Source organism: Aminobacterium mobile DSM 12262, from assembly GCF_000526395.1.
In the GTDB taxonomy this organism is placed as follows: Bacteria; Synergistota; Synergistia; order Synergistales; family Aminobacteriaceae; genus Aminobacterium; species Aminobacterium mobile.
Map to the genome: position 1 here is coordinate 447051 of NZ_JAFZ01000001.1, position 14497 is coordinate 461547.

Consider the following 14497-nt stretch of genomic DNA (forward strand, 5'->3'; position numbering starts at 1 on the left):
GCTATGCGTTTTGCGTTTATGATTATTACTCCAGACGTTCAGGGAAGTCAGGTTACAGGAGTTCGGGGTCCTTTTGAAGACCTTTTCCCAAGGTTAAAGGAGTTAGGGTACCAGGGTGTAGAGGTGATGTTAAAAAATCCTTTCAATGTGGATTTTGATCAGATTTATAGCCTCTCTAAAAAATATGATTTGCCTGTCTGCTCTTTATGTACTGGAGAAATGTACGGAGAAGACAAAATCTCTTTGGGAGACCCTGATCTTGCAGTAAGACGAGAAGCCCTTAAGCGATTCAAGGCTTTAGTGGAGGCGGCAGCTCTTCTGAATACGCATGTGAGTATAGGAAGAGCGCGGGGGCGATTTGTTGATGGGGTTCCCAAAGAAGATACTCTGAGGTGGGTTCAAGATGGGCTTAGGGACGTTGCGGAACTGAACAGGGATGTTCACCTTTTGCTTGAACCTATTAACCGGTACTATGAAAATTTCATTATATCTACTCAGGATGGCGTGGATTTCGTTAAAGACCTGAATGTTGTCAACGTTCGTCTTATGCTCGATTATATGCATCTTGTTATAGAGGAAGAGAACGCAACAGAGAGCGTTGCTCTTGCAGCTCCGTATCTGGATCATGTTCATGTGTGTGATTCTGATAGGAAACCTTTAGGTCAAGGGAATCTGGATCTTGCTCCGTTTTTTGCGGCGTTGATGAAGGTCGGCTATAAAGGCTATATATCATCTGAAGCCTTTCCTTCAGACGATGAAGAGAGAGATCTTCGAGAGACAATAGATGAAATGAACCGTTTTTCTCGGGAAGGTTGTAGCCTTCTTGGAGAGGAAAAAGAGTGCAGCGAATCTCAAAAAAAAGAAATGCCGAACGCCATTCTTATCGACAAGAAAGACAATGTACTAACTACTTTTCGCGAGATTCAAGAAGGAGAGGTTCTCGTCGCTCGAGACTTTGACGGAACGCTGGTTGCTGAAGAAAAGATACCGAAAGGGTTTAAAGTCGCCATAACTGCTATTCCTAAGGGTGCAACTGTTTATAAGTATGGAAAAACTATCGGGACAGCTACATCTGATATTGGTGCTGGAGCCATGGTTCATGTTCACAATATCCGTAGTCACCGTGGGAAGGAATCGAAGGTGGATTAGCATGGGAGATAAAAATAAAACCCTAAAGGGATATATGCGAAAAAATGGGACGGTGGGTATTCGTAACCATATTCTTGTTCTCCCTCTCGTTGTTTGTGCCAATTCGGTAGTTGAGGAGATGGGAAGAAGATATCCTGATGCTATCACTGTTCCCCATCCATACGGCTGTACTTTCGATCCATCAAGCAATAAGGAGATCACAGACATTTTTGTAGGATTAGGCAGAAATCCTAACTTCGGTGCCGTCCTTCTTGTCAGTTTAGGGTGCGAAACCATCAAACTGCATGAGGTATACGAAGGCATTCGTCTTTCTGGGAAACCAGTAGGAGTTGTTTCAATCCAGAAAGAAGGGGGCACAGGCCGAGCTATTGAGAAAGCTGATGCTATAGTGCGAGAGTTTATGGCCCTTCTTGAAAAAGACGTGAAGGTAGATGTTCCTCTATCCTCCCTTATTGTTGGGACAGAATGTGGTGCTTCCGATAGTTATTCAGGTCTTTCTGCTAATCCAGTTGTAGGGCATGCTTGTGATCACTTTGTAGATAGTGGCGCAACAGTTTTTCTTACAGAAGTTACAGAATTCCTTGGCGCTGAAGATATATTGGCCCAGCGATGTGTCTCTGCAAAAGTGGCGGAGAACCTTATGGAGTATGTTCGCGAGACAGAGGGTTTTATGGCTCAAGTTGGTCATAGCGAAATAGCAGATATAGCTCCTGGCAATATTGCAGGAGGTCTGAGCACTCTGGAAGAAAAATCTTTGGGATGTATTCGAAAAGGTGGAACGCGCCCCATACAGGAAGTTGTTCCTCACGGTGGATGCCCTAGAGGAAGAGGCCTTGTCGTGATGGATGCACCAGGTCACGACGTAGAATCTATGGTTGCTATGGCAGCCGGAGGAGCGAATCTCATATTCTTTACCACTGGCCGGGGAACTCCTACTGGATGTCCTGGTGTCCCGGTTATTAAAGTTTCGAGTAATACAACTACCTACAATAATATGCGAGATAACATAGATTTCAACGCTGGCCCTGTTATTGATGCAGGGAAAAGCATTTCCGAGCTTGGCAATGATCTTTTCAACCTAGCTGTAGCTGTAGCTAATGGGACTCAAACGTGTTCAGAGAGATGGCGTTGCCGGGAATTTGCCATTAGGAGAAAGGGCGTTAAAGCCTATATTCTTTAGCTTTCAATGGCTTGTCACGTGATTTATATGAATATTTTTCGTATATAAAGATTTTACCTCCGAAACACCTCACAGCACAAAGCGGGGACCTATAGTAATAGGGTCCCCGCTCTCTCTTATTTTTTTCTTAGACAAGAGCTATAATTTGCAATAAATAAAAATGAATATTTTTTTATTCTAAAAAGGATAACTGTTTCTTTCCCTTTGTTATTTGAAATAAGGCTTGGCGAGACGACGCTCGACCATCATTCGTAAGAGGAGAGTATCGCTCCAATCCCGGCCAGGATGGGTATATTTATCGATGGCAATAACAAAAAGTAAGGACAAAACAATAACACAGAAGACTATAAGAAACTGCATGAGGAGAGAGGGGCCTTCTCTATGTCTTTTTGGGGGCTTTTGGTAGTTCCTCACTTTTATCACCTGCTTTCAGGTGCATGTATACTATATATTATTCCATAAGGTCAGAGAAGCTTATGCTGGCTAATAAATTGTGCATATACACATATATTATACTATATTACCTTATAAGGCTTGTTGGGAAGGGGGAATGAAGATGGCTTTATGCCGAGCCTTACGGCTTATCCGTCTTTTCGCTAAGGAAGGCAAACGTGCCTGGCTTGTGGGTGGTGCAGTGAGAGATTTATTGATGGGACGCACTTCCTTTTCTGACATGGATGTAGCTGTTGAAGGAGAGGAAGGAGAAATTCAGAATATTTTTCCCCACGCTATTTTTGTTGGAAAGAAGGGGAAGCGAACTGGCATAATCTTTTTTGAGGGAGAGCACGTGGATATTTTCCCCCTCGGCTCATATCCTCTTGAAGAAGATTTGGGGAGGCGGGATTTTACGGTAAATGCCATAGCTATAGATGGAGAGGGGGACGTGTATGATCCTTTTGGAGGGCTGATAGATTTAGAAAAGGGGCTTCTTCGCTTTAACGGCGATCCTGTGGAGCGTCTTAAGGATGACCCCATTCGAACATTGCGTCTCTGCCGCTTTTCAGCCTCGCTGAGTTTAAAAATAGATGAAGATTCTTCCAATGCTGTGAAGGCTTTTGCCCCCCTTATTCCGCCTATTCCTGGGGAACGAATTGGGCATGAAGTTCTGAAAGCTCTTGATGGAGATGCCTTGCTTTTTTTCCGATTGGTGAGCAGTCATCAACTTATGCCTGTTTTTTTCCCTTTCCTTGAAGTTTTGAAAGATCAGCGCCTTGTTTTTGGTGACCACTATGAAGGAGGGAGGCTCCTTCATTCACTTCTTTCCCTTCAGTCGGCTCAAAACATTCATGCGGAAAGCGCCGTACAAATGGCGGCATTGCTTCATCATGTAGGCTGTCCGTCTGTAGAAAAATATTTAATTGATTGGGCATGGCCGGCTGCTCTTCGCAACGAAATCGAGATGTTGGTAAAGTATCATTCATTACTGCTGTCTCCCCTCTCTTTAGAAACAGCGGTTTCTATAAATGGAGAGCTAGGGGCACACATAGTTGAAAAGTTGTTCCTTCTTGCTCGTGCAATATTGGCGGCGTCGGGGAAATCTGACGAGTTATGTCGAAAAAACCGTATTCTCTATAGCGCAACGGCAGCTCGGCTATTTTGTGCAGATTTTCTTCCAGATGGTGATGAGCTCATGTCGATGCTCAATGTGGAGGAGGGCCCTCTTATTGGCATTTTGAAAGTAGGGCTTCGTCAAGCTGTGGCTAAAAAAGAGATCCGTAGCCGTGAAGACGTGGTGAAGTGGTTAGAGAAAAACACCCCAGACGGAGGAGTCCCCACATCAAAGTAAAAGGGAGAATAGAGGGCTTGAAAACTCCTCCGCCAAGATGTTTTTAAAGCAATCTGTCGATTATTTTTTCTAACAAACAGGAAGCGAAATGACAATCTTCCAGAGAACAGAAAGCTTGTGGAGTGTATGCTTTTTGTACAGGTATAGAAAGAGAGAGAACTGCACAATTGGTGCCTGAAGCATGAACCCCTGAAATATTAGCTTTTCCTAAAGAGATGGGAGATATTTGTAGTGGAATATTTTCTTCTTTTGCTGTCTTTACGGCGAGACGGACGAGGCCAGGGTGAGAGATCGTATTTTCGTCTCGCCACCGGAGGACAGGTCCGTTTCCCATATGTATAGGAGATGTTGAAGCGATAGGTTCTATGTCAAGTCCTATAGCTATTTGAGGTTGTTTGGTTTGGGCAATAACCTGACATCCTCTTCCTCCTCCTACTCCGTGAGCGCAGAAAGCGAAGAGAACCTCTTGTTTCTTTATACTTTCTTTTCCCATGAGTGAAAGAAAAACCCACGAAGCTAATCGCCCTTCCATAGCTGGGGCAGAGAGCACTCCTTTTTGAACAGAAAAAGGTCCAGTGAGGATTGCTCGGTCTCCTGGCAGAGGAAAAGGAGATTTTTCAGTTAGAGAAATGAGAAGTTCATCAGAACGATTTACAGAAGAAACACTGTTGTCACTTACACGTATGATCCCTTCCGCGCCGTTGGAGAAACGAACAGTGTTCCCAGGGAGGTCTTGAGGCCGGACATTCCCTAATATGGCGAATCGTACTTGATTCGCATTAGGGGCAGCGATAATGGGAAAGCTACATTGGTCTATAGGAGCAGCAAGCATTATCTTGGGGGCAGGATTCGATAAGGGCTCAATAGTAAGGTTACCAAGAGAATCAATTCTAGTTTTACAGGGAAAATTCAGATTTTCTATTTGGTGCACGATACATTCTGCTACTTCTTTTTCCATAGCTGTAGGAGCGAAGGCGGCAACAAGGTCATATAGACATTTTATCGCGTTGAAAGGTATAGTACCCTCTACAGTGCTATCTGATATAACATGGTCGTATAGGCATTCTATCATTTTGAAAGATCTCCTTTATTGAGCCACGAAAGGAACGTTTCCACGAGGTGAATGGTGTTCTGTACGTCTTCTAAATTGGCAACGCTTACGGAAGAGTGAATGTACCGGCAGGGAACAGAAATTGTGACCGTCCTTGCCCCCGATCCGGAAAGGTGTACAACTCCACCGTCGTTACCTCCGCCCATAATCCGCCGCCTTTGCCACGGTATCCCTTTTTCTTCGGCGAGTTTGCAAAGAATTTCGCTTAACTCTACGTCAAAACAACTTGTACTGTCAGCAATAGAGATAGCAGGGCCTCCCCCTAGCGTGGTGGAGTGACGATATGGTTCCACGGTAGGCAAATCAGAGCATACTGTTCCTTCCAAAACAATTCCTATATGAGGCTGAACCCTGTAAGAAGCTGAAAGGGCTCCTCTTTCACCAACCTCTTCCTGTGAAGAAAAGACGCCGTAGATAGGAAAATCCCATTTTTTAGAAGCCATAATATTCATCAAAACAAAGCATCCTGTTCTGTCATCTAGTGCTTTTGCTTTTATCGATGCCCCTCCTAGAGGGCCGAAACACGTCTTAAATGCTATAAAATCACCAACATCTACAATCTGTAGAGTTTCATCCCTGCTTGTGCTCCCAATGTCTATGTAGGATTTTTCGAAAGACTCTCCCATGCGAATAATGCCAGGGATATGGTTTGTTCCAATTACTACGTTTTTAGAATCAATAACGTGTTCGTATACTCCTCCGGAAGGGGAGAAGCCTATCGTTCCATCTTCGTGAATGGTAGTAACGATAAAGCCGACTTCGTCCATATGGGCTACGATCATAACGCGAGGATATGGCATTCCCCCCTGTTGAGAAGTGATGAGACTCCCTAGAGGATCTATGTCTATGCTCTCGACGCTTTCTTTAAGATTCTCTATTATAAATGAGCGTATGTTGTCTTCGTTACCGCATACCCCATTAATGTTTGTGAGTTTTTCAAGCATAATAGGCCTTCTCCTTTATTACCTTGTCGAGAAAGGGTAAAAATGCCTGAATGAGTTTAAGAGCCTTGTCCATATCAGATATAGATACAATTTCTGTGCTCTTTCCGCTATACATAATCGGCAGTTCCAACAAAGCTGATGATATTCCTCCTACCGCTGTTTGTACTGTCCATATGTCGGAGAATCGTCGTTCTCCAGAAGATCGTTTTTGTAAAGGGATACCCTCTGTCTTGGCGGTTTTTCGAAGAGCATTTGTGAGTCCTTTATGGCATGTGGGGCCGAAATAAGAGACAGGCCCTTTCCCTATCTGGAGAGGATTATCAGGGTGTTCGCGGCTTGAGACACATATCCCATCAAGAATAAGCGCTACATGAGGTTGGATTGTGTGAGCTGCGACAAGGGCTCCTTTGAAAGTGTTGTAATATTGAGAGGCAAAGACGATATAAACATCATTTTTCATCTGTGGAAAATCTTGCAGTAGAGCCATGAGGATGGCTGTTCCGCAACGATCTGTGAGAGATTTTCCACAAACTCTATGGTTCAGCAGTTCAGTAAAAGGGCGAGATATAACAGCTGGAATTCCCGGTAGAATCCATTGTGGGAATGGATCTTGTTCCGTAAGCCCCAGATCGATTCGAAGAGTATCTATGCTTAAAGGGGCTTTTTGCTCCTCTGGCCTTAGAATATGAGGAGGTCGAGCACCTATAATGCCGGGGTGAGTATGGACTCCATCTGTAATAGTAACTTCTTGGGCAGCGAGGCTGGATGGAGAAAGAGAGCCAGTTGTTTGAAAAGCCAGAAATTGTCCTTCTCTTTTTGTGACGATCATTCCAGGTTCATCGTAGTGTGTCAACAGCAGTATTTTTTTTGAGTGCTCTTTACCAGGAATAGAAACGTGCAGAGAATTCAAAGCGTCTTTGTATAACTTATAGTTCGATGGGATACGGGTGGAAATAAAAGCTGCGATAGCCTCTTCCATTCCAGTAACGGCAATGCAATTTGAAAGAAGTTGAAGTTCCGTCTTCATGTCCATATTATGTCATCTCCTCAAAAAAGCCGCTGGCGCTCCTCTTGCCAGCGGCTTTTTTATAAAGCATCAATGTACAATTAGTCTTTAAATGTTTCGTGTGTAACTTCAACGAAATCCAACGGACTGAGCCGAACTTTGTGTATGTTTTTCCTCACTGCGTGGAGATTCATGCGAGTATAGAGAGGAAGCCAGGGGATTTCCTGATTAATTATAGTTTGAGCTTTAGCATATGCTTGGCGGCGAACTTCCTGATCTACAGAAGAGAAACCAATCATAATGGCTTCGTCTACTTCTTTGTTGGCATATAGAGCTCTATTGGCTCCTTCTGGTACCCACTGATCTGACATAGCAAGGGGGCGATAGACCCAGTCAGCATCACCAGTGGATGGAGACCAGCCGTAAAAACTGATTTGAGTAGTGTTTTCTTCCACAGGTTTGCGAGTTTCGGCGAGGAATGCACCCCAATCCATAACAACCATCTTGGCTCCGATGCCAATTTGAGACAGATAGGCCTGAACAGCTTCTGGAACTTTCAGAGCGGGAGTGTTCCGCCCATGGGTAAGAAGCTTTATTTCCAAGGGTTTCCCGTCTTTATCGAGGACCCCGTCTCCGTTGTCATCTTTCCATCCGGCTTCAGCGAGGAGAACTTTGGCTTTTTCGGGATCATAGGAGAGGGCTTCTACTTCCGAATATCCATTGACTAAAGGAGCGACCATGGAATCTACAGGTGTGGCGAATCCCATAAGGATATTTTTGCAGATAGCCTCTCGGTCAATAGCCATGAAAATAGCCTGTCGAACGTGTACGTTCTTCAAAAATTCATCTTGACAGTTGAGGGTGAGGAATTGCACCACTACAGAGGGTTCTACTCTCATATCTACATCCTTGTTGCTTTTTAGGCGTTCCACATCCTGAGGAGGTACTTGTTCTGCAACATCAATTTCACCAGTTTCGATCATCATGCCTCGGGCAGAATCTTCTGGGATGGTTTTAAAGATTGCTTTGGCCAGCTTGGGTTTGCCACCCCAATATTTATCGAAAGCTTTCAGGGCGATATAGTCTCCCTGCATCCATTCATCAAGCATGAAAGGGCCTGTGCCTGAGGGGTTCCGAACAAAGTCTGTCCCCTCATCTATGCCTTTAGGATCAAGAATAAGTCCTGCGGTGTGGGCAAGAATATTAAGAAAGGCTCCAAAAGATGTTTTAAGTTTAAAAACGACGGTGTATTCATCTTTTACTTCAACAGATTCAACGATGGGAGTGTAGAGGGAAGAACGTTTATATTTGCCAGATAAGATTCGATCAAAGTTTTTCTTCACGGCTTCCGCATTGAAGGGAGATCCACTGTGAAATGTAACGCCTTCTCTGAGATGGAATGCCCACGTTTTGCCATCTTCGGAAATATCCCAATTTGTGGCGAGACGAGGTTCTATTTTCATCTTTTCATCAAAAGCTACCAGACCTTCATAGATACTGTGACAAACCTCTTCCGAAGGGGTATCGGTAAGGTCTTGAGGATCCATCCCGAGCGCTTCTGTTCCCTTCCCGATGATAAGAGTGTCTTTGTTTGAGGCTGTAGCTAGCCCGGCGAAACAGAAGACTACCAAAAGGACTGAGAGAAACAGCACGACAACGCGTTTTCCTGAGCTACTCATGAATCATCACTCCTTCTAATCTGACAGATTTGAAAGAACACTAAAAACACTATTCTTGCCTCTTTCAGATAGAGTCTCACCCCCTGTTGTAGGATTATGGTTTTATTGATCCTGCCAGAGATGTGGCTATCCCCATCCAGTGTCGCATCTCTTCCATGGTAGAACCTTCCATTCGTACCGTTCGCCCATCTACGCGAATAACCCCTGGAACATAAGACACTTCGTCACATTGGCGGGAATATTTAAACGTAATCTCTAAGGAATAAGGAGTAGCAATTTTCATAACGGGGGCTTTTTTAGATTGTATAGACGCTACTGCTTTTTTTGCCGCTTCTTTCAAAAGAGAGAAAGAGACGGAAGGAGGTAATAGGGTTGCGCAGCTGTTAGAGCGCCCTTCTTTTACAGCACACGTAATGAGATTGCTCCCTAAAAGCGCCAGAGCCTCTCGACAGGCGGCGGCATCTCCAGAGACGAGTGCTACGGGAATATGATGTTCAGCACAGACTGCGGCATTGAGCCCGGTCTCACCTACGTTGTGGCCATTGAGCGTTACGTTGAAGACAGAACTTCCAGAAACAGTGTGGTCTAGCACCGCTTCTGGCGTTCCTGCCATAGCATGGTAGGCGATAAAAAATGCTCCGTCGCATCCTTGAACCCCTTCAATCATGCCAAGTGCTTTGGGAGTTCCAGAGATAAGCCGAACCTCTTTGGGCAACTGAGATACATCAATATTAATCATTCGTGCATGTGAATCGTTTACAAGTATTTCGGTTGCGCCAGCTTCAAGTGCTCCTTCAACGACGGCTTTTAGATCGTGATATTGCATTGTGCACCCAAAAGCGTATTCATTTACAGCCTCGGCACGCACGTGTAAAGGACTTACGATGCCGGTAGCCCCTTCCATATCCACGCTTATGTAGATCTTCACTGGAATCACCTCAATAATAAGAATTCAATGCTTTGATTGACAATTATAAATGATCGTTGTAAAAATGAATAGACAAATGGACCCATTTTTTTATCCATTTAGGGATGAAGGGGAGGGGGGAACGGAATGGAGGGAAAACTACGAGCAGATGAGGTAGTTTTTCGCCATGTTATCGCAAAGCTTGTTGCCAAAGAATTGCGCCCCGGAGACAGAATTTATGAAACGGCCCTGAGTAAAGAACTAGGTGTGAGCCGTACTCCTATACGACAGGCTATTAGTCGTCTTATTGCGCAGGGAGTTCTTGAAAATAGGGAAGGGCAGAAGGGATATGCAATCCCCATTCTTACTCCTGAGGATATGCAACAGGTTTATGTTTCTCGGGAAGTGGTTGAAGCTCAATGTGCTTACTACGCGGCTTCTAATGCCACACCGGAAGATATTGCACTTCTTTGGGACTATAATATGCAAGAGCGACGCCTTTATGATAGTGATGAAAAAGAGCGTTTCGCCAATCTCAACGAAAAATTCCACCTTTCTATCGTTCGGCTCAGTGAAAATATATATTTGCAACGTTTTGCTCTCCAGCTCTATTGGCGAGCGCAACTCTATACTTTCTATCTTGGAAGCTTTTACCGTACCTACCGAAACCTTGCGGAAAAAAAGGCGTTCCCTCAAGATCCTGACCACCATACAAACTCAGAACATGCTCGTATTATACGAGCCATAGAAAATAAGGATAGTGAAGAGGCCAAACTATCTATGGCCGATCACATACAACGTACCTATAGGCATTTTTGTAGGTTAATGTAGAGTTTCTTCTAGAATTTGGAAGGATGTGTAGATGGATATTTTACATATATAGGGGGTGGATGAGGCCGGAGAAAAACCATCTATAGCTTTATTAGAGACTGTCATAGTCAACTATTCTAAAAGTTCATTCGTAGTGTGATTGGACAACTCTATGGTTTTCCGGAGGTGTAGTATGGGGCGTTTTGTTGTAAGAAGGCTTATTATGTTGATTCCCGTTCTTTTAGGAGTCTCTGTTATTGCCTTTATGATCTTGCACCTGGCACCTGGCGACCCTGCCGAATTATTGGCTGGAGTCGAGGCTTCACAACGGGAAATAGAGCTGATCAGAGAACGTTTCGGACTTGATCAGCCTCTTTATGTACAATACTTTCGATTCCTTAGAGGTGTAGTGACTGGTGATATGGTTTCTTTAAAATATGAACAGCCAGTTTATAGAGTTATTACCCCTCGTCTGAAAAATACGCTGATTCTTTCTGTGGCAGCCATGACTATTTCTATTATATTTGGGGTTGTAGCAGGGGTGTTAGCAGCTGTATATCGCTATTCGTGGCTGGATTATTTAGCAACAGTACTAGCTATGCTCGGAATTTCCATGCCGGTTTTTTGGTGGGGATTACTTACAATCCTTGTCTTTTCAGTACATCTTATGTGGTTCCCTTCAGGTGGAATGGGGACATTTCGCCATTTAATTCTTCCAGCGATTGTTCTGGGGACGGCGTCTATGGGGGTTATCGCTCGTATGACTCGTTCAAGTATGCTTGATGTTTTGCGACAAGATTATATTACAACGGCTCGGTCTAAAGGATTAGTAGAGAAGATTGTTATTATTCGTCATGCTTTGCGAAACGCTCTTATTCCTACTGTTACAGTCATAGGCTTGCAGTTTGGAGGGCATTTGGCGGGAGCTGTCCTTACGGAAAGCGTCTTTACCTGGCCTGGAGTAGGTAGACTTCTCGTGGGGTCTATCATGGCACGGGATTATCCAGTGGTTCAGACAACTCTATTGCTTATAGCGGCCATTTTCGTTTTTGCCAATTTGACCGTGGATATTCTCTATGCTTATCTTGATCCGAGGATTCGTTATCATGGCTAATAATATAACTAAACCGACAACTCACATAGCTCTTATCTGGAGACGGTTGCGGCGAAATAAAATAGCACTCTTAGGTTTTTTCCTCATCGCTCTCTATGTAACGTCTGCTATTTTCGCTCCAGTTTTAGCCCCTTATGCTCCGGCCAAACAAGATTTAAGCCTTAGTCTTGCACCTATGTCATCACAACATTGGCTTGGATGTGATGAATTTGGCCGAGATATTCTCAGTCGTATTATATATGGGGCCAGAACATCTCTTATAATACAGTTTTCATCAGTGGTAATAGCGCTTTTTATAGGGGTTTTTCTAGGTGCTATAGGCGGATATTTTGGGGGCTGGCTCGACGAATGTCTTATGCGAATAATGGATGTAATGTTAGCCTTCCCTGGTATGCTTTTGGCTCTTGCTATAGTGGCTATGTTAGGACCTAGCCTGGTAAACCTTATTATTGCCATAGGGATTTATTCCATTCCCCAATTTGCGCGAATCACGAGAGGATCTGTTATTAGTGTTAAGCAGAATGATTATGTTACAGCGGCTAAAGCGATAGGCGAAACTAATGGTTCTATCATTTGGCGCTATGTGCTTCCTAACGCTATTTCGCCAATTATCGTCCAGACATCTCTGCGAATGGCAACAGTATTGTTAACTGCAGCTGGTCTAGGGTTCTTGGGGCTCGGTGTTCAACCTCCCACTGCAGAGTGGGGGACGATGTTAAGCTCTGCCAGAATTTATCTTCGCAGTGCTCCAAGTGTGGCTGTTATCCCGGGGTTATGCATTATGTTGGTAGTGTTAGGATTTAATTTCCTGGGGGATGGTTTGCAAGACGCTCTCAACCCGCGACTGAAGGAGTGATCTGCTGTGATGAATATCGACAATCGATTTCATGACGAACTACTTCGTGTTGAAGATCTCACCACGTGGTTCTATACGGAAGGCGGGATAGTGAAAGCCCTTGAAAATGTAAGCTTTTCTATAAAAAAAGGAGAAATTCTTGGATTGGTTGGAGAGACGGGATGTGGAAAGTCAGTGACATCGTCGTGTATTATGCGTCTTATCCCCTCTCCACCGGGGAAAATCATGGGAGGCCGTATTCTTTTTGGAGGAAAAGATCTCTTGCAGCTTTCTTCTGGTGAAATGCGAAAGATCAGGGGGAAAGATATTTCCATGATCTTTCAAGATCCAATGAGTTGTCTCAATCCTGTCTATAGAGTAGGGTATCAGGTACAAGAAGCCATACAGGTTCATCATAAAGAGATGTCCCTTACAAAGGTTATTGAAAAAGTAAAAAGCCTTTTTGGAGAGGTTAATATCCCAGATCCAGATACGGCCATAGAGCGCTATCCTCATCAGTTTTCAGGGGGCATGAAACAGAGAGTGATGATCTCCATGGCCTTATCGTCACATCCGAAGCTTCTTATAGCAGATGAGCCAACAACGGCTTTGGACGTGTCAATTCAAGCTCAGATTCTCTCCCTTATCAAAAAATTGCAAAGAGAGTATGGTACCAGTATTTTGCTTATTTCTCATGATCTGGGCGTCATTGCCAGCATGGCTCAAAAAGTAGCCGTCATGTATGCTGGCAGTATCATTGAGTATGGAGCTGTGAACGATATATTTAATAACCCTCTCCACCCCTATACTAAGGGGTTGCTCGGTGCTATCCCCCGCCTTGATCGTGATCAAGAGTGGCTTCAAGTTATTAAGGGAACTCTTCCTAACTTGATGCATTTGCCGGAAGGGTGTAAATTCCAGGCTCGATGTGAATGTGCCCGCCTAGAATGCTCTGAGAGTCGGCCTTCCCGGGTGGAAGTAGAAAAAGGACACGAGGTTGCATGTTATGTCTATACTTCAAGTCGATAATCTCAAAAAATACTTCCCTATAGAGGGAGGGTTGCTCTTTAAAAAAGTCATTGGGCATGTAAAAGCTGTGGATGGCGTTTCTTTCTCTATCAATAAGGGAGAAACGTTAGGGTTGGTAGGAGAATCCGGCAGTGGAAAATCCACTGTGGGCCTTATGACTTTGCGTCTTTTAAATATGACAGATGGCGATATTCTTTTCAATGGAAAACCGATTTCTTCTTTTGACAAAGAAGAAATGAAGCAATTTCGTCTCAGGGCTCAAATGGTCTTCCAAAACCCTTTTGCCTCTTTAAATCCCCGGATGATTATTCGAGATACTATAGGCAGAGTATTGAAAATCCATGGTTTGGTAAAAAATGATGATGAAATGGATGAGCATATATTAAAGACTCTGGAAGAAGTGGGATTGAAGCGAGAACATTTGGGACGTTATCCTCATGAATTTTCTGGAGGACAAAGACAACGAATAGCAGTTGCCAGGGCTTTAGTATCTAATCCGGAGTTTATAGTTCTTGACGAACCTACATCAGCCTTGGATGTGTCGGTACAAGCTCAGATACTGAACCTTTTTAAAACCTTACAGGAGAATAGAGGTTTAGCGTATCTCTTTATATCTCATAACTTGGCGGTAATTCGTCATATTAGCGACAGGGTGGCAGTTATGTATCTTGGAAAACTTATGGAGTATGCTTCTAAAGATAGTATTTTCAATAGCCCTAAACATCCTTACACTCAGGCTTTACTGCGAAGTATCCCAAAACCTTTTATTGCGGGGGAAGATATAGAAGACAAGGTGATTAAAGGAGACATTCCAAGTCCTGTAAATCCTCCTTCGGGGTGTGGTTTCCATTCCCGTTGCTCTATGGCGAAAGATATTTGTAAAAGAGAGGTTCCAGAGTGGCGTGAAATAGAGACAAAGCATTGGGTTGCTTGTCACTTTGCGTAAA

General features: G+C 44.0%; 14 protein-coding genes. 8 read left to right on the forward strand and 6 right to left on the reverse strand.

Annotated elements, in window-relative coordinates; all coding sequences use genetic code 11:
* Positions 1–3 precede the first annotated feature (3 nt).
* Positions 4–1149: a TIM barrel protein gene (locus K360_RS0102120; RefSeq protein ID WP_024821538.1), complete on the forward strand. Its 1146-nt coding sequence runs from the start codon at positions 4–6 to the stop codon at positions 1147–1149.
* A gap of 1 nt (position 1150) precedes the next feature.
* Complete coding sequence (locus tag K360_RS0102125) at positions 1151–2329, forward strand: UxaA family hydrolase (RefSeq protein ID WP_024821539.1); 1179 nt, start codon at positions 1151–1153, stop codon at positions 2327–2329.
* A 207-nt stretch (positions 2330–2536) separates the two neighbouring features.
* On the opposite strand, the gene K360_RS0102130 is transcribed toward K360_RS0102125, so the two are convergent.
* On the reverse strand, positions 2537–2689 hold the full coding sequence (locus K360_RS0102130) for a hypothetical protein (protein WP_156923317.1): 153 nt from the start codon (positions 2687–2689) through the stop codon (positions 2537–2539).
* A gap of 196 nt (positions 2690–2885) precedes the next feature.
* Between K360_RS0102130 and K360_RS10930 the strand changes: the two genes are divergently transcribed.
* Positions 2886–4115 (forward strand): tRNA nucleotidyltransferase/poly(A) polymerase-related protein, encoded by a 1230-nt coding sequence (locus K360_RS10930; protein WP_024821541.1) that lies wholly within the window; start codon positions 2886–2888, stop codon positions 4113–4115.
* 43 nt (positions 4116–4158) lie between these two features.
* Here K360_RS10930 and K360_RS0102140 read toward each other — a convergent pair whose 3' ends face one another.
* The 5 genes from K360_RS0102140 to K360_RS0102160 all read right to left on the reverse strand — a co-directional run bounded on the left by K360_RS0102140 (position 4159) and on the right by K360_RS0102160 (position 9783).
* Positions 4159–5187: a zinc-binding metallopeptidase family protein gene (locus tag K360_RS0102140; RefSeq protein ID WP_024821542.1), complete on the reverse strand. Its 1029-nt coding sequence runs from the start codon at positions 5185–5187 to the stop codon at positions 4159–4161.
* Positions 5184–6170: a M42 family metallopeptidase gene (locus tag K360_RS0102145; RefSeq protein WP_051461086.1), complete on the reverse strand. Its 987-nt coding sequence runs from the start codon at positions 6168–6170 to the stop codon at positions 5184–5186. The genes K360_RS0102140 and K360_RS0102145 overlap by 4 nt, the downstream gene beginning before the upstream one ends.
* On the reverse strand, positions 6163–7203 hold the full coding sequence (locus K360_RS0102150; protein ID WP_024821544.1) for a zinc-binding metallopeptidase family protein: 1041 nt from the start codon (positions 7201–7203) through the stop codon (positions 6163–6165). The genes K360_RS0102145 and K360_RS0102150 overlap by 8 nt, the downstream gene beginning before the upstream one ends.
* Positions 7204–7277: 74 nt before the next feature.
* Positions 7278–8855, reverse strand: coding sequence for a glutathione ABC transporter substrate-binding protein (locus tag K360_RS0102155; RefSeq protein ID WP_024821545.1), 1578 nt, complete (start codon positions 8853–8855; stop codon positions 7278–7280).
* A gap of 94 nt (positions 8856–8949) precedes the next feature.
* Positions 8950–9783 (reverse strand): M55 family metallopeptidase, encoded by an 834-nt coding sequence (locus K360_RS0102160; RefSeq protein ID WP_024821546.1) that lies wholly within the window; start codon positions 9781–9783, stop codon positions 8950–8952.
* Between the two features lie 126 nt (positions 9784–9909).
* Here K360_RS0102160 and K360_RS0102165 point away from each other — a divergent pair, with 126 nt between their 5' ends.
* The 5 genes from K360_RS0102165 to K360_RS0102185 all read left to right on the forward strand — a co-directional run bounded on the left by K360_RS0102165 (position 9910) and on the right by K360_RS0102185 (position 14496).
* Complete coding sequence (locus K360_RS0102165) at positions 9910–10593, forward strand: GntR family transcriptional regulator (RefSeq protein WP_024821547.1); 684 nt, start codon at positions 9910–9912, stop codon at positions 10591–10593.
* Between the two features lie 172 nt (positions 10594–10765).
* A complete protein-coding gene (locus K360_RS0102170; RefSeq protein WP_024821548.1) occupies positions 10766–11686 on the forward strand; it encodes an ABC transporter permease in 921 nt (306 codons plus the stop codon).
* Positions 11679–12542, forward strand: a complete 864-nt coding sequence (locus tag K360_RS0102175) for an ABC transporter permease (RefSeq protein ID WP_024821549.1) — start codon at positions 11679–11681, stop codon at positions 12540–12542. The genes K360_RS0102170 and K360_RS0102175 overlap by 8 nt, the downstream gene beginning before the upstream one ends.
* 9 nt (positions 12543–12551) lie before the next feature.
* Entirely contained in the window at positions 12552–13550 is a 999-nt protein-coding gene (locus tag K360_RS0102180; protein WP_024821550.1) for an ABC transporter ATP-binding protein, read from the forward strand.
* A complete protein-coding gene (locus K360_RS0102185) occupies positions 13528–14496 on the forward strand; it encodes an ABC transporter ATP-binding protein (RefSeq protein ID WP_024821551.1) in 969 nt (322 codons plus the stop codon). The genes K360_RS0102180 and K360_RS0102185 overlap by 23 nt, the downstream gene beginning before the upstream one ends.
* Position 14497 lies beyond the last annotated feature (1 nt).

Coding starts and splice junctions, on each gene's coding strand:
- K360_RS0102120 (WP_024821538.1), top strand. CDS start 4: ATGCGTTTTGCGTTTATGATTATTACTCCAGACGTTCAGGGAAGTCAG.
- K360_RS0102125 (WP_024821539.1), top strand. CDS start 1,151: ATGGGAGATAAAAATAAAACCCTAAAGGGATATATGCGAAAAAATGGG.
- K360_RS0102130 (WP_156923317.1), bottom strand. CDS start 2,689: ATGCAGTTTCTTATAGTCTTCTGTGTTATTGTTTTGTCCTTACTTTTT.
- K360_RS10930 (WP_024821541.1), top strand. CDS start 2,886: ATGGCTTTATGCCGAGCCTTACGGCTTATCCGTCTTTTCGCTAAGGAA.
- K360_RS0102140 (WP_024821542.1), bottom strand. CDS start 5,187: ATGATAGAATGCCTATACGACCATGTTATATCAGATAGCACTGTAGAG.
- K360_RS0102145 (WP_051461086.1), bottom strand. CDS start 6,170: ATGCTTGAAAAACTCACAAACATTAATGGGGTATGCGGTAACGAAGAC.
- K360_RS0102150 (WP_024821544.1), bottom strand. CDS start 7,203: ATGGACATGAAGACGGAACTTCAACTTCTTTCAAATTGCATTGCCGTT.
- K360_RS0102155 (WP_024821545.1), bottom strand. CDS start 8,855: ATGAGTAGCTCAGGAAAACGCGTTGTCGTGCTGTTTCTCTCAGTCCTT.
- K360_RS0102165 (WP_024821547.1), top strand. CDS start 9,910: ATGGAGGGAAAACTACGAGCAGATGAGGTAGTTTTTCGCCATGTTATC.
- K360_RS0102170 (WP_024821548.1), top strand. CDS start 10,766: ATGGGGCGTTTTGTTGTAAGAAGGCTTATTATGTTGATTCCCGTTCTT.
- K360_RS0102175 (WP_024821549.1), top strand. CDS start 11,679: ATGGCTAATAATATAACTAAACCGACAACTCACATAGCTCTTATCTGG.
- K360_RS0102180 (WP_024821550.1), top strand. CDS start 12,552: ATGAATATCGACAATCGATTTCATGACGAACTACTTCGTGTTGAAGAT.
- K360_RS0102185 (WP_024821551.1), top strand. CDS start 13,528: ATGTCTATACTTCAAGTCGATAATCTCAAAAAATACTTCCCTATAGAG.